The sequence below is a fragment of the Prevotella phocaeensis genome (assembly GCF_900065875.1).
GTDB lineage: Bacteria > Bacteroidota > Bacteroidia > Bacteroidales > Bacteroidaceae > Prevotella > Prevotella phocaeensis.
The window spans coordinates 315,786-332,283 of record NZ_LT160626.1 but is presented as its reverse complement, the minus strand read 5'-3'; the positions used below and the strand labels follow the sequence as shown (position 1 = coordinate 332,283).

At 38.8% G+C, this 16,498-nt stretch carries 14 protein-coding genes and 1 pseudogene; all 15 read right to left on the bottom strand.

Annotated elements, in window-relative coordinates; all coding sequences use genetic code 11:
• Positions 1–373: 373 nt before the first annotated feature.
• Positions 374–1,465, bottom strand: coding sequence for a nucleotidyltransferase domain-containing protein (locus BN3912_RS09540; RefSeq protein WP_023983467.1), 1,092 nt, complete (start codon positions 1,463–1,465; stop codon positions 374–376).
• A 5-nt stretch (positions 1,466–1,470) separates the two neighbouring features.
• A pseudogene (locus BN3912_RS09535) lies at positions 1,471–3,395 on the bottom strand (polysaccharide biosynthesis protein).
• A gap of 85 nt (positions 3,396–3,480) precedes the next feature.
• Positions 3,481–4,428: an MraY family glycosyltransferase gene (locus tag BN3912_RS09530; protein WP_023983469.1), complete on the bottom strand. Its 948-nt coding sequence runs from the start codon at positions 4,426–4,428 to the stop codon at positions 3,481–3,483.
• Positions 4,429–4,435: 7 nt separating this feature from the next.
• Complete coding sequence (locus BN3912_RS09525; RefSeq protein ID WP_023983470.1) at positions 4,436–5,368, bottom strand: NAD-dependent epimerase/dehydratase family protein; 933 nt, start codon at positions 5,366–5,368, stop codon at positions 4,436–4,438.
• Between the two features lie 31 nt (positions 5,369–5,399).
• Entirely contained in the window at positions 5,400–6,548 is a 1,149-nt protein-coding gene (locus tag BN3912_RS09520) for a glycosyltransferase family 4 protein (protein ID WP_023983471.1), read from the bottom strand.
• 192 nt (positions 6,549–6,740) lie between these two features.
• Positions 6,741–7,856, bottom strand: coding sequence for a glycosyltransferase (locus BN3912_RS09515; protein ID WP_023983472.1), 1,116 nt, complete (start codon positions 7,854–7,856; stop codon positions 6,741–6,743).
• Positions 7,857–7,942: 86 nt separating this feature from the next.
• Complete coding sequence (locus BN3912_RS09510) at positions 7,943–8,812, bottom strand: glycosyltransferase family 2 protein (protein WP_023983473.1); 870 nt, start codon at positions 8,810–8,812, stop codon at positions 7,943–7,945.
• 2 nt (positions 8,813–8,814) lie between these two features.
• The gene (locus BN3912_RS09505; protein ID WP_230204684.1) at positions 8,815–9,903 is read right to left on the bottom strand and encodes an EpsG family protein; all 1,089 of its coding nucleotides are present in this window, start codon (positions 9,901–9,903) and stop codon (positions 8,815–8,817) included.
• Between the two features lie 59 nt (positions 9,904–9,962).
• The gene (locus tag BN3912_RS09500; RefSeq protein ID WP_023983475.1) at positions 9,963–11,228 is read right to left on the bottom strand and encodes a glycosyltransferase; all 1,266 of its coding nucleotides are present in this window, start codon (positions 11,226–11,228) and stop codon (positions 9,963–9,965) included.
• A complete protein-coding gene (locus tag BN3912_RS12105; RefSeq protein WP_154665156.1) occupies positions 11,229–11,636 on the bottom strand; it encodes a hypothetical protein in 408 nt (135 codons plus the stop codon).
• A 39-nt stretch (positions 11,637–11,675) separates the two neighbouring features.
• A complete protein-coding gene (locus tag BN3912_RS12635) occupies positions 11,676–12,230 on the bottom strand; it encodes an acyltransferase family protein (RefSeq protein WP_023983477.1) in 555 nt (184 codons plus the stop codon).
• Positions 12,231–12,234: 4 nt separating this feature from the next.
• Entirely contained in the window at positions 12,235–13,203 is a 969-nt protein-coding gene (locus BN3912_RS09490) for an O-fucosyltransferase family protein (RefSeq protein WP_023983478.1), read from the bottom strand.
• Positions 13,204–13,365: 162 nt separating this feature from the next.
• Positions 13,366–14,403 (bottom strand): glycosyltransferase, encoded by a 1,038-nt coding sequence (locus BN3912_RS09485; RefSeq protein WP_023983479.1) that lies wholly within the window; start codon positions 14,401–14,403, stop codon positions 13,366–13,368.
• Positions 14,400–15,512: a glycosyltransferase WbsX family protein gene (locus BN3912_RS09480; RefSeq protein WP_023983480.1), complete on the bottom strand. Its 1,113-nt coding sequence runs from the start codon at positions 15,510–15,512 to the stop codon at positions 14,400–14,402. The genes BN3912_RS09485 and BN3912_RS09480 overlap by 4 nt, the downstream gene beginning before the upstream one ends.
• A 20-nt stretch (positions 15,513–15,532) precedes the next feature.
• Positions 15,533–16,489: a glycosyltransferase family 2 protein gene (locus BN3912_RS09475; protein WP_023983481.1), complete on the bottom strand. Its 957-nt coding sequence runs from the start codon at positions 16,487–16,489 to the stop codon at positions 15,533–15,535.
• Between the last annotated feature and the right edge of the window lie 9 nt (positions 16,490–16,498).

The following is a 16,498-nucleotide window of genomic DNA, read 5'->3' as shown; positions in this document are numbered from 1 at the left end:
GAAATAAAAATTAAAAAAAGGAAATACGATTGAGATAATAAAAGATATAAAGCACAGAAGATTATTGTACTTTATATCTTAAGTTGCTTTATTACGACACCTGCTTTCAACATTATAGCAAGCTACGAAACAGATTTGGCAAAGACGCCACTAAGGTCTTTCTCCCTCGACATCATAGTGCATGCCGGCAACAAATACCAACCAAAGAGTTGATACAACTGTTTCGTTAAAGCAGCCGATATCTTGTATCGCAGATAGAATATCTGTCTATACCCTACGAACCGCCCGTCTATCGGGTTTAGAATATCTATGTAAGCGCGTTATTTGCTCCTTCTCTCTTGGCCTTTCCTTGGAAAAACAAGAGGAAAACCGATCATCTATGCCGGCGATATGCCTTGTATATTTGCGCAGGAACGCCTTTCAACAGAGATGAAGTTATCTCCTTGGGCGAGAGTTTATAAAGCATACGGTAGTGAGAAGCCTTGAGCAACAGCGTTTCTACATAGTAACTTAAGCCCGAACGCACACGTGTTTTCTTGGCATACTGACCGAAGTTACCGCCCGTAAATACGATTTTCAGGATATGGGGCTCATAGCTTTTGTCCTTATCGGTAATGGTTATGGGAAATTCTTCCTGCGGAAAACCCAGCTTATCGATCAATATCCAACCGACAGCAGCAAAGGCATGCGTAAACGACATGGCATGGAGATGCCTCCAGAGCGCAGCTCTGTCGATGACATTACGATGATGATGCAGCAGACAAGCTACATCGCAAAACTGCCGAAAGCCCACTCCCAACTCTACAAGATGATGGTATAGGTGCAAGAAAGTATAGAGTACGTTCAGCGTAGGGCTCAACGTAACGACCGTAGTTCCCGCAACATTCACGGTTACAGGCTCGTCGCACGCCAGCAACTCCTCCCAATAACGCTGTATATCGCCGTTCTCGAACTTTATCATACGGAAATGCATCTCCATCGTAACACCGTTGTGTTCGAACTCTGCATGCTGTTCAGACTCTTCGTGTCCGACTTTTAGGTTCCATGTATGTTCGATTACGGCGACTGCCTTGGCATAATTAGCAGCATTGCAATAGAAGTCGATATCGCCCGGTTGCCTCTCTATCGGGCTCGGATAGAGCTGTGAAAGCGTTTGCCCTTTGAATATACGGTAATCGATGCCCTTGCTGTCGAACATATTTACAAGGTTTGTCACCTCGGCATTTATCTTATTGTTGGCCTGTGCAATGCTCTTTTGCAACATAAATGCCTTGAGTGCATCCTCTCGGTCGAGCCTAATATCGTTTTTGATGAGTGCTCCGCACACAAGACCGCATACAGTTTGCCGCGACGCAAGGTTCATCAACGGCACGAAAACATCATGAGGAATGCTCTCGAAAGGCAGTTGTTCGCCCCACAGAGCATTCCTCAACAATGCGAAAAAAACGTCGGTAACTGTTTTCATATATGCTACTCGTCTAATGAGGCATATACGGAATTCTTGCTGGTGAACTCGGGTACGATCTCTTTCATCTTCCTCACGATGTCCATATCGCTATATGTATCGGCAATACGGAACAGTTCTTCGATTTCTTTTTCCACATCCTTATAATCGTACTCGCGCACCTTGGCAATTCTAATCTTATCATTGAACGACGGCAATGTGCCCTCCTTGTCGTTCAACACCTCTTCGTAAAGCTTTTCACCCGCACGCAGTCCTGTGTACGAAATCTCCACATTCTGCGCTCCGGAGAGCTTTATCATTCTTCTGGCCAAGTCGGCTATGCGCACCGGTTTGCCCATATCGAACACGAATATCTCGCCTCCGTTGCCTTTGGTTCCTGCTTCCAAAACCAATTTACAGGCTTCGGGAATAAGCATGAAGAACCGAATAATATTGGGATCGGTAACGGTTACGGGGCCTCCCATCTTGATCTGTTTCTCGAACAACGGAATTACGGATCCGTTAGAGCCCAGCACATTGCCGAACCGAGTGGTAACGAAATGCGTGTTCCCCTGCACCGTACCCTCCTTCTCTGCCTTGTCGAGGCTCTGCACATATATCTCGCAAATGCGTTTGGAGCATCCCATTACGTTTGTAGGGTTTACGGCTTTATCCGTCGAAACCATTACAAACTTCTTCACACCGTACTTCACACTAAGATCGGCTATTACCTTTGTTCCCCATATATTGTTCAGAATACTCTCACTGGGGTTATTTTCCATCATGGGAACATGCTTGTATGCCGCTGCATGAAATACGTAATGGGGCTTGAATTCCGAGAATATTTTCTCCATACGTTCTTTGTTCGTAATGGATGCGACAATGGTTTCGGTCTCTATTTCGCCATAATCATGAGCCATCATCAGCCGGATATCGTGCTGCGGAGTTTCTGCCTGATCGATCAGCATGAGCTTTGCAGGCCTGAACTTGCATATTTGTTTAACCATTTCAGAGCCGATACTGCCCGCTGAACCCGTTATTAAAACGCGATAACCATTAAGTAAACGGCCCACACTTTCCATGTCTACCTGTATTTCATCACGCGGAAGCAGGTCTTCGATGTTGATTTCTTTTAAGGTAGACTTCGATATATTTTCGGTATGTACGTTCCATTCCTTCGCTCCATCGGTCATGTAGATGTGTACTCCGGCATTGATAAGGATATCCTGCAGCTTTTCATCATTCCTAAACTCATCGTTTCGCAGCGGTGAAACAAGCACTACCTTGATACGTCCGCGCCCTATAACATCGGTCAGTTCATCATTTACGGGATATACTTTCTTCCCCATCAGATAATGGTTCTTAAAACTCGGTTCATGAGATATAAAACCTTGTACACGAAAACGCTGCGGCTTCTCGTTCTGTGCATTCTTAGCAAGGCCGATACCACCATCCTTAATACCATATATTAAGGTGCGCTCGGCCTTCTCGTTGTCGAATGCAGAGTCGTAAACCAGCTTTACTATCACGCGAAAAGCCCACATAAGGATGGTGGCAACGATATATATACTTACGATATGGCGAAGGTGTAACGGAACCAACCAGCCGTTCCAGCCCCCCACCAAATAATGGGATAGTGCAAAATGGCAACGCAGATAAAACCTACACCCATGGCATAGCCCACTCGTTGCAGGTCTACAAATGAGGAATAACGAATTACACCGTAATAAGTATGGTAGAATTTAAACCCTAAGAGGTTAAATATCGTGTACAAAAGAAGGGTTCTGGTGATGGGAAATATATTGTCTAAGGTTGCAGCCCCGCGGAAGAAGAGCCAACATACGAATATTCCGGATACGTAACAGATCAGGCTATCGATGAACAAAATGCACCAATAAGGCAAAGACTCTCTCTTAAAATACCAATTAACAAGTCTATTTAGAAATCTCATAACATATTTCTTTATTAGATAAGGCAAAATTAAAACTTTTTTAGGAAAACACCTAACATACCTTTGAAAATTATGATATTTGCCGTCAACCGGTCTGATGAAGACGGAAAAACTTCTTCATAAACAAGATATACATAACCACAAGGACCGTTACAATAAGTAAAAAAGCAGGATATCTCGGGCTAAGAATGAAACAAATGCAAGCTATTCCTTGTATAGACATATAGATTAGCGAAACTACAACATGCGGAATGCGTAATTCGTTGGCCATTATTTGATAAGCATGCTTTCTGTGCGGAAGAGATACATTTTCGTGCAACATCAAACGGTGGATAATTGTAAGGCAGCCGTCTACACCATATACAGCAAGAAAAGCAAACCACGAAAGATCTTGCGTATGCAGAACTAACCGGCCGATATAAAAAAGTAAGATGAATGCAACGGACACCGAACCGATATCTCCGGCGAAACACTTGGCTTTGGTCCTAAAGTTAAAGAAGCAAAACACAGCAACCGCGATAGCTGTAATAAAGATGAAACGAACATCGACAAACTGTGTAACCCGCATATCCACATAACCTAAGGCCGCTAAAACGACCAATGCATAACCTCCGGTGATGCCATTGATGCCATCCATGAAGTTAAAAATGTTCATAGCTCCCGTACATACGACGAGTGCAACGGCAATCATCCACCAACGGTCGGCCGTAAACATGCCCAATTGATAGAACATAAGAAGCATACCCGCGAATTGCATCAGCAGTCGGAAGCGCGGACTCAACGAACGAACATCGTCCCAAAAACTGACGACCGATACAAGCGTGAGTCCTGCAATGAACCACGGATACTGCCAACCCGAATAAACAAAGTACACAAGTGCACCGAAAAAGAAAACTATACCGCCACCTCGCAGGGTTACATCTTTAGACGATCCACGCTCCGAAGGCTTATCGATAATGTTAAACCGATCGGCTATCCTGAAATAAAGCAATTCGAGCGCCAGAACGGACAACGCAATAACGATGTAAGACATAACAGTTTTATTTGTTAAACGACTCGATGGTTTCTCTCAAACCATCCTCAACGGTAATCGGCAGAGCCTCTATGCCGAACACACTTTTAATCTTTGCATTCGAAACAACATAATTCTCCGTAAGTTTCTCTATCCGTTCAGTGTTAAGAGGCAGATGAAGTACATCGCCAACCTTTGCCACTTTCTTCATCAACAGGGGAGATATATTGAGGATATGCGCCTTTCTTCCCAAGACTCTACAGATAATCGAGATCAATTCGTTGGTAGAAATAGCCTCATCGTCGGCAAGATTATAGATGCCACTCGGCGCATGTTCTTCCAACAGACGGCACACCAAATAGCACACATTGCCGACAGAAGCGAAGGAACGACGGTTTTTGAAAGCGCCTAAAGGCCACGGAATACCTTTACACACTACCTTGTAAAGCAGATTAAGATTGCCCTTGTTACCCGGTCCATGTATCATGCAGGGGCGCAAGATAAACACTTCTTTATCTTCAGCCGGATGATCGAAGATATATGTTTCGGCCTCTATTTTGCTCTCGCCGTAGGGGCCAACGGGCTTGGGCACGACATCTTCCGTAAGTACAGTGCCGTTTACGAAGTCGGCTGCTGCCTTTACAGAACTGAAAAAGATAAACTTTCGGGCCGCAGAATGACGAAAATAATCGTACACTTTAACGGTCAGATCGCGGTTTACAGTAAAATATACTTCTGCTCCGGTTTGCTTCTTCGTGTCATGGGCCTTACCTGCAAGATGGATGATTGCATCGACTTCGGGAAGCATACCACGATCTAAGTCCTCCCAAGTGTACATTTTTTCTACACCGGCCACATTCCCTACAGCTCTTCCAAGCCCATATACTGTATGATCGGCAAATAATGCAGGCACTAAATTCCGTCCGACAAATCCGTGTACACCAGTTATCAATATTTTCATAATTGCTATTATTTTTATCTAAGAAAATACCTTAATCTTCGTATAACCGTTCTATTTCCCTCCATACTTTCAGGTTATCGAAGCAATCTACCACCCATGCACGCCCCTTACTTCCCGAGACTTCGGTCTTTCCGTCGCGTATTTTCAAGATGTCGACAACCAGTTCACGAGCATCATGTTGTACAAATAAGCCCGTTACCCCTTCTTGTATCGAGTCGCAACAGCCCGTTGCTTTGGTCGTAATCACAGGAATTTCCATCGATTGAGCCTCGAGTACACCTGTTGGAAAGCCCTCTCTGTAGCTCGCAAGCACGTAAACATTCATCATAGAATAAAAATATTCCATGTCTGCATTTTGGAAATCGGTCCACACAATCTGCGGATCATTCCTGATATCCCGCTGTACATCTTCGGGCAGAGCATCTCTTATCTCGAACATTCCTACCAGCAGAAGTTTGAAACGAGGATCGTATTCTTTCAAAATTCGGAAAGCCTTTACCAGCTCGATTATACCTTTATCCCGCACAAGTCGACCTGTGTAACCTATCACCCAGTCGCTTTCTGCTACTCCCCACCGCATTTTCAACGCCGACAACTTACCGGCGTCTATCTTTGCAGGGTTGAATTTTCCTTGCGTATCGATGCCCGAACAAGTGCCTTTACCCAGAATAATTTGCTTATGTGCAGGCGCCAGCCGGTCTTCTATACTGTGTTGCAATACCGAGGGGCTCACGCAAACAATCTTTGTTGCCAAGCGCGAGGCCACTCTGTCTACCGTCATCAAGACAAAGCGCTTCAGGCCAGTAGACGTTTGATATACCAATCCGTGACGAAAATATATGCGCTTGGGCACACGCATCAGCCATCCGGCAATCATAGACAGCAATCCACCCTTGGGAGTGTGGCCTACTACAACACCTATATTCTGCTCCTTGATGTATTGGCAGATACGTCTGATAGACTTAATATCCTGTATCGGATCGATCGATCGCAGCACCGGTATCTCCCGATAGTCGAAATGCTGCTCCTTGGCATAGTCTTTCAGATAGGGACTTTCGGAACATACCACATGCAGGTTATAGCCCTTTTCGCGGAAATACCTGAATTGTCCGCCTATAAAATAGGGTATCACAAAATAGATATTTACCACATGTAATATATTTTTCTTATTATAATTCATCCTCAACGATTTATTTTTCTCCGACAAACATACCTCTCAAGGCCGTTACACATACCTTTTACAAGCGATATGCAGTACCTCTTCTTTACATACATATATCATATACTCATATTACTGCGAATATCCATATCAAGAAGCTGAACAACACACTATTCGCAACTGTGCGAATTATGTCCGACGGCAGCAGCATATTTAGGAGCGAGAACCTGCGACAAGGCTTTCGTACACGGCTTCGTATCCTTGCACCATCTTATGTATATCGAACTGCATGGCACGCTGGTAACAAGCTGCAGCCACCGTATCGTAATATTCCTTATCGTCCGTAAGACGACTGATGATATCGGCAAGCTGGGCACTGTTGCTTTCCTGAAAGAGGATGCCGGCACCTGAGGTAACTTCACGCAGGCCATCAACATCGCTTGCAATGAACGGCTTACCTGCCGACATACCCTCGATATTGGACAATGAAAGGCCCTCCCAATGAGAAGACATAACGACGATGTCGGCCGATTTCAGCACATTAGGAACGTCGGTTCTTAATCCGAGAAATCTTACTCTATCCTCCAACTTCAACTCTTTTACTAATGTTTTGACGGTATCCATTCTAACACCGACACCTGTCAGCCATACTTCGTAGCGCTCACTGTCAAGTCTGTTCAAAGCATTCACAACGGTATCTTGGTCTTTAGCCTCACGGAAACCGGCCACCATCACTACTGCTGTCCGACTTCCTTTCATCTGTAAAAGTTCATTGTCGGACTGCGCATCATGAATAGCCTCCACATCTACACCATTATTAACGGTCGAAATGCGATTGTAGTTTTTAGACTTACGATCGAGCCACCGGCCTCCCATGTATTCTCGCAGCTTCTGCTCGGCAATCTTGCTGATGCAAATTACATGGTCGTATCTTCCGTACATCCAGCTTTCTATGGGTGCATACCACTTCCAACCGCGCTTGCGATTGGAAGTGGTATGCTCGGTGGAGCATAGTTTCACCGAGCATAATACACTCGCAATTGCCACGAATAATTGAGGTGAAGAATTATGTGTATGCACGATATCATAATGCCTCATTATCTTAACCAGCTTAAATATGTATAGCGGATTATAATATCCGTGACCGAGTTTGTATATTCTGATAGTGGGAATTTCCGTACGCAGCTTCTGCATCAATGGTGTTTCTTCTCCGTTAAAAACAACTAAATCAACGGTATGCCCGTCAGCTGCCAAGCGTGGTATCATATCCACTACAAGTTTTTCGGCCCCTCCCATCAAGAGAGACGTAATAACATATAGTATCTTCATAATGTTCTATTCCAAAATATCGTTCTTGCCAGCGGATGTATAAGATGCCCTTTCCTTATATACCCACTTAAATTATCTGGCACACATTACTCTCCGCATCTCATTAAATCCCTCCTGTGCATCATCCATCCAAGAGGTTTAGCCCATCTCCACGCTTTGCCTATCTCTGGTTTATCCGCCACACGTGAACAGAACCAAAAACGCCAATAGTTAACGGCAGCACGCACCTTATCCTTAACGGGTATATTCAAAGCATTCATTTCTGCATAACACATCATGGATGCTACGGGACTTTTCATCCTTATCTGTGTCATCTTAGAAGTAAGACCGCCCTGCAAATAATCCCGATAATATATTACTTTCTTAAAAATACGCAACCGATATTCCTTGGAAATTCTGTTCCATATTAACGCTTCGGGACAAAACTTCTCGCCTTTAATCATCGGAAAAGGAAACTTTCTTATTACTTCAGTTCTGAAAATCTCTGCCATATCGCCAACGATACGATACTTATATCGCAGTTCGGATGAATTGGCATCAAGCACATCTTCTTCATTTCCGTGGCCTATAACGGTGCCATCGTGGTGAGACATATACCCACAAACACCTCCGAACGAAGCGTCTGCTCTAACTTGAGAATAGAAACTATTGATTATTTCTAACGAATTATCCGGCAAACTATCGTCACTATCGACAATAAAAAATAACTCGCCATGGGCATTATTTGCCCCTAAATTTATCGCTACATGCTTTCCTTTATTTTCTTGTCTGATATAACGAACCGAGATTTTATGCTCCTCTATGAAAGTTTCGACTACTTTTTGCGTATTATCTTCAGAACCGTCGTCGACAATAAGCCACTCGAAGTCGGAAAACGTTTGCCGGCAAAGACTTCGATACAATGCAGATAACAGTTCTGCCCTATTATAAGTCGGTGTAAATACAGTTATCAGCATGCTTATCTATAGAATTTGTCTAAATCATATTGTTCATCATATTCATCCATTTCATAAATACGATCACCTTCCCTATGTCCATTGGTAAAGAACGTTTTATAAGGATAAAGCATGCTATTCCATTGCAACAGAATACGCAAAAAAAGTAAAGCAGAGACCGCAATCATAGAAAAACGATAGGATTTGCTGCGTTCTTTGGTTACGGCAAAATAGGTTAACGTAGAGATAATACCTATCATATAATACCATCCTAAACGTCCTCCGTTTTCCGATTTAATAAAAACAAGCAATATTGCACAAAACAACAACGCCACATTGAGCAACACTATTCTTTTGGGATTTTCGGGAATTTTATGATAATTTGTTAGGATGAAAAATAAGAAGAAAATAACTTCAATCAAATAAGCTATACGAAATCCCGATGTATCAGCGTATCGAGAAGCTCTCATCTCCATATCTGAAGCGGAACCGTATATTTCGAACAATGAACTCGGTAGCCCCGTTATACCTAAAATAAAACAAACAGCCAATATTATCAGAACGGTAGCTTTGTCGAATTTTCTTATCGGTATCCAATACACAGGTATCAGTATCAAAGCGGAATTATGCATCAGGAAAGCGATGAACATGACAAGTAAAAACTTCCATACCTTACGCTCATACACATATTTAATGGAAAGCCATGCCACACCGACTCCCAATATTTGCCTTAAATAGGTAAAAGAGAAAAAGAACAGCAAACCTAAAAACAACAATAAGGCAAAAGGATAATTGTCTGTATAATCTTTAATAGATTTATAGAAAAGGGTATATATAATTAGCGTTATAATAAAAATAAATATGTATCGATTGGCAGTAAAAGTGGCTATCAGATAGTTCAAACCGACATAACCCAACTCTTTCGGATATGTTTGAAGTACCCAACTATCCAAAATACTATCCTTGTTTCGAATGCCATCTGCCAAATCATCAAAGAGCATGCCGTAAACGTACCGGTCGAAACCGCCGAGCATATCTGCAATACCGACAAACACTGCCAACCCTCCCAACAGCCATGCAAGTTGCTTATTGCTAATTCCACCTTTCTTCAAGGTAAACGAATACACCGATAAAACAAAAATAAAAATAAGGATATAAAGATACATTAGACTTATTTAAATAAATTAAAGAGCTGTTCGGAAATCGATCTGCGGCTGTGATATCGGCATACGATCTCCTTTCCTCGCTTAGCCATCTCTTCATATTTTTTCCTTTCCATCGGAATATGCCGTAAGATATCCATAACTTCAGCCGCAGAGCGGTATTCGATACACGACTCCCCTGACTTTACAGCAATATTCTCTAAAGCATAAGGGGTACCTATCACAAGCAATCCGTTAGCAATGGCATCGAGCACCTTTCCCTTTGTGCCTGTACCGATAGATATAGGTGTGAGCTGAATATCGTGCTTTCTGATTTCCTTAATATAATCAAGTGCAAACGGAATATGACTTACTTTCCATCCTTCTGCTTTCAAAATATCTACGGAATGCTCCCATCCTTTCCCCAAGAATAGTAATTCATAGTAATCACGAATATCTCTCCCATCGGGCAATACATCGCTAAAAGTACAAAACTCTTTTACCAGCATATCTGCATCACGACGCATATATAGATTATATTGCCCAGCTATAAGTAAACGTATGGGAGTATGAAATTCTCTGCTTTTAGTATCATCAATAGCTTCATAATGAGGATGTCTGATAAAATAGACTTGCAATTTTGGATTATGCTCCACAAGGAAATCACGATCTGCCTGTCCCACCAAATGATACTTTACATCTTTGGCATTCAGATAATGTTCCTCAAGTCTGTAAAACTTACGATAGTTGATTTTGGCCTTCAACTTATTTATACAACTGTTTAGTAATCCAGATTTTAACAATCTATAATAGTACAAGGAAGTACAATCCACAGTCGTATGCACTCGTTTTAAATTAGAAAATTGATTTATAACAAGAGACATTTCTTCTCCATATACCCATATTCCATCGGGATGAATACCCTCAATTTCTTTTGTATAAGACGAAGACAATCTTAAATAATGATGTAAAGGATATTTTAAGAACAAACGAAAAAAAAGTAAATGGTATTTAAAAAAGAATACGAACCAAAGAGGCAAAGGCATAATATGAATTTTCACTCCTAATTCTTGTTCTACCTCGTTGATCTTTTCCTTAGGCAATTCATTGATATTGAACGAATATATTTCAACCTCTATCTGCTCTCTCTGCGAATCACAAGACTCTAAAGCGACAACAACATCATTGCCGACCTTTACTGCATTACGATGATAAAGTAAATGATATAGGAGAGCTGATGTTCCATTAAAGTTCTCTCGATAAGGTGTCATATTGGATATTAATACGATCTTCATTTACTTATAGCCTCCACCAAACAACAACAGATTTGTATATCTATTTCTTTTTAGAAACAAAACGACATAATATGATAGTAAAGAAAACAAAATGCCAATTATAGGTGTGAGAACAAAATCGTTCACAGTATCTGATACAAAAAGATTAATGGTCGGACATAGCATATAAAATAAACGTTCCAAAAGCAACGTTTGAATAATATAAATACCTAAAGTATAACATCCAACATTACCCAACCATATAAAAATTTCATAAAGAGTGCTATTTACAGGTGTTATTCCACATATATAATAAGTAATACCAATGACAGAAAATGAACCAGCAATACTCACAAAAAATTGACGAACTAAATACAAAGGATGAGTAAATATAATTTCCGAAGTAATTTGTTGCACAGGTTGAGCCATATCAGTACATATTGCAAAAACAAATAACAATATCGACATCTATATTAACATTAATTTGCAATTCCTCTTCCCCCATTTACATTTATTAGCAAAATAACCTGTCCAAAACATTATAAGCAGAAAGTTTACTTGTAATGCCCCTCCATGTGGGAGAATTAGAAAGAGAACAATTGAACTAAGGCAAGCAATCCAATCCGGTAAATTTATATGTTTAAAAATATAAACTATCAGGTAACAAATGAACAGAGTTTTTAAAAACCATAATCCGCCATATAGCTCAGTTACAACAATATTCAAGGAAAATCTTTCTCTTGCAAAAATAAATATCAAGCAAAGCGATAGTATAATTCCAGATAAAGCAGGTAATAATAATTGTTTTGCTTTCTGCTTTAAAAAGCTTTTAAAGTCTTTTGAAAAAGAAGATATAGAAAAATATCCACAGATAAGCATAAACAATGGCATATGAAAAGAATAAATTACTGAACGAAAATAACTCTCATTTCCTATTGTCAAAGGATAACTATGTCCTATACAAACAAGTGTAATTGCAATAAATTTAACAAGATCAAGATATAATATCCTCTGTTTCACCATTATTTCAACTAATTATAATCCTTTCAAATTCTGCACCACCTATCTTTGCTGCATACTCGGGAAATGCGCTCTTCCACATTCCGGGAGCAACAATATTATAAACTTTCTTGGCTCCAGCTATCAGATAGTAGTCAATAAACATCTTGACGTTTTCCGTATCATTCGTTTCATTAGCAGTACCGATATGTCGTATTTCTCCCGGTACGATATATACATCAGGAAGCATTTCCCTAACATATTCGGTAAAGCAATTGCTATCTGTGGCTAACATTATTCGATAATACGGATATTCCTCTATTATTCGTTTCATTTCTCCTACAGACAGTTCCATCAGCTCCCGCCGCCGCTCCAAACACAATGTAGGATTTATATTGAACTCTGTATGATCACCCAGAAGATTTAAGAAGCGGAAATGAAGTACAATATAGTCTTTTCCGATGTCTTTTTTATAAAAATCTATATACTTCTGCAAATATATTGTAGGACGAAAAAGCTCATTATAAAGTTCTCCCCAATCATAGGCAACACCATATTTAGCACTTAGGTAGTCAAGAGAGTCATAACCATAATAAAAATGGGCTTCACACTTTCGGTTTTTAACAAGACGCCGAGGATACGAACATTCCCCATACAAGAATAGAGGACGAGATGAGGGATAATGATAATCCAGCTCTTTTTTATCAATTGTCCAATTATATTGGTTAGGCCTCAAATACTTTTCCAAACAAAAAGGGGAAGAGAAATTTAATTTGAACTCTTTCCCTCGAACTTTAGAAACAGCATATACAGAAATTGCTCCTTTTAAACGATCGAACATTCCCCCATGAGGAAATCTTCCATCAGCCATAAAAACAAAACGCTCTTCTACAGGCTTATGCACTGAAAAGCTAAATGGTTTATAATATTTCAGAATAAGTCTCGGCTCCCGAATAGACAAATCCAAGAGATAGGCAATCCAATATTTAGCTCTCATATAATCTTCAAATCGCAATCTTTGAACTTCACCTTCCTAAAAGCTTCTAAAAATAATTTAATAAATTATTCTTTATCTTTTTCTTAAAGGGCAAACTCCCAATATTATTCAATAATAATTATTTTATTAAATATTATATTATTAATATACAAAAGAAAAAACTTATTTATATCTAATTCTAATTTCATGATTTGTTATTTTCCGACAAGGCAGCAAATAACTTAAAACAATATAACATAAACAGAAAACTCTCTGTGTATTAATAAATGGGATTAGAACTGTCGTATTCAAAGATAGAGTCCGCCCCTTTATTGGATATAGCTTATTATCCTGCAAAAATTCATACATTTCTTTTATAAAGTCAATATCTGCCCATCTATATTTTTGCAGAATAGTCAAAAAAGTAGACACGATAATAGAATTACATGTTCGTAAATAATAAAATTTTAATTGCTTCGAAAGACCTATGATATTAGTATATTCCTTTGTCCTCATTGCAATATGGAGATCACTTAATAATCCTCTCTTTATCCTACTTATATCTCTACTCCTATCTGTCGAATCTGGATTCCAACTATATATATAAGTACATATATCCAAGAACATAATACGTTGAGCAAAGGCATAAGCATGCATATTAAAATCAACATCTTCATGCGCTATTCCAACAACAAAACTCAAATGATTTTTTTTTATAAATTCTAAAAGATAAACATTGGTACATACAGATGCAACAATAATCTTATTTAAAAGGGCTTCTTCACCTGTAAATATTTGATCAATAGGAAAAGGCTGAATTAATCCAATCTTACGATTCCCACAGTGATCGTATTCATACAATCGTGTTTCACAAATATCTAAACAATTTATTTCTGCAATACTAAGAACTCTTTTAATAGTATTTTCGATCAAATAATCATCGGAATCGACAAACATTACATATTTTCCTTTGGCTTTCTCTAATCCAACATTACGTGCTACAGCTTGTCCGGAATTTCCTTGAGTATAAACAAAAATATTTTCATGTTCTGAAGCTATAGCCAATGCAATATCATAACTTTTATCTTGTGAGCCGTCATCTATAATAATAACCTCAAATTCATTATCATTCAATCCTTGCTTAAATATGGAATCAACACAACGCCGTAAATAACTTTCAGCATTGTATGCAGGAATTATGATAGACAACAATTTATTCATTTAACTTCACTTAAAGCCTTTTTCAAAGCATCTATATATCCACGTCCATTAGTTAAATCTGGCTCCATATAATTTCCTTCTCCCCATTCATTCCAAGACTTTAATATAAGAAGTTGATATACTTCTGGTTTTTTTTCTACAGCTTTCAAAGCTTCTCTTACATGATAATAAAAATATTCAGGAGTAGAATTATAATAAATTGTGGCGGCCTTATTTCCACTACGTGGACTATGATCCCATTGAGGAACAATCTCAGGAATAACATCTATCAAAGAATCCTCCTCAGTAATAAATTTTGAATAATCTTTTTGATAATCTCTTGCACCACGAGGACGCCCAGTAACTATTTGCTTAATAATTCTTCCTATTCTATTATATTTTTTTTGAAAAGAATTCATTGCTTTATACTCACAATCCCAAAGGGAAACAACACGCCCATAAGTAACGGCATCATATCCCATTTCTCTAAAATATTGTGGTGACTTACTTACATCATAACTATTTGCGACTGCATAAATATCCTTTAGACCTTCATCTTTTATCCATTTCCGAAAATTCCGCAAATATTCTTGTGGTAATGTTATTGGATCAAATATATATATAAATGGTTTACCATCTACCTTAAAATAACGAGGATCTTTAAATGCTTTGAGCAAATACTCGAAATGTCTTCTCGCATCTTCAATCCCTGGATAGGTCTGTTCAATAAGTAATCTATCTGGAATATCTTTATTCCACCCTTTCGCATACCATGGATGATTAGCCCAAGCTAAGCAAAAAGGAAAAACAGGTTTGCCTGAATTTAAAACATCGTCAAATACATCTGCCAAAAGTCTTCTACCATTCCCAAACCAATAATGCCAATAACAGAAAGCAGTTATACCCGCTTCACGAGCCATCTTAGCTTGTTCTTCACGAACTTCAGACAACCTTAAATCATAATATCCTAAATCAGTTGGGACCCGAGGCTGATCATGCCCTCTAAACAAAGATTTAGCTTTCCCTACATTTGTCCATTCGGTAAATCCTTTTCCCCACCATTTATCATTTTCTTTACATGGATAAAATTGAGGTAAATACAATGCAATAACTTTAGGTTTAACATCCATAAATCTTCTTTTGAATTATCTCATTTTTGCTTTATTTTCTTAAATCTTCCCACAATCTTACGTAAACGTACTAATACTTCCGCTAAAGGATAAAATACTAATGCCAGTTTTATCAAATATCCATTATAATTTATTACTTCCATATCTTTCAGTTCATAGAAAGATTCAGAATATTCTTTTCCACTTATTACTCCATAATAAAGCGATAAATAAGCAATCCATGGCATCTCTTTTACAACATAAACAGACCAATATTCTCTGTATGGTGATAACAATTTACGAAATTCCATATTCATGATCCATGCATTATAACCATTTTTAGAATTATTATCCCGAGTAATGCTGTTCACATTCACATCTCGCTCATAATGATAATAAGCATGAGGTAAATAAGTTATTTTTATATTGTTAATCAACAATTTTATCATTACATAAAGATCTTCGCACAAAATTAAATTGTTTGGCATATCCTCATATAACAAATATTGTGTATAACAATCTCGACGTATTAACTTATTCCAATAAGTACCTTTTATCGTTTCAAACATTTCAAGCAACAGGTCATCATGTCTTAGAGATTTTGGTTGTTGGGATGAATACACTACATTGTTACCACAGTGTTCATAAAAATCACAAATTACCATATCTGCCTTCTCTCTATTTGCCACGTTCACCATTTCTTCAAGCATATTAGGTTCTACCCAATCATCAGGATCAATTTGAATTATATATTTACCTTTGGCATAATTGAAACCATATAATCGAGCGGAAACTAATCCTCCATTCATTTTATGGATAGATTTTACTTGAGAAAAATTTGTAGCATAAGAATCACATATATTACCAGAACAATCTGGACTTCCATCATCAACTAAAATAATCTCATAATCTTTATATGTCTGCGCTAACAATCCATTTACACATTTATGAAGATACTTCTCTGCCTTATATATTGGAACTATAATTGATACTGTCATTATACATTA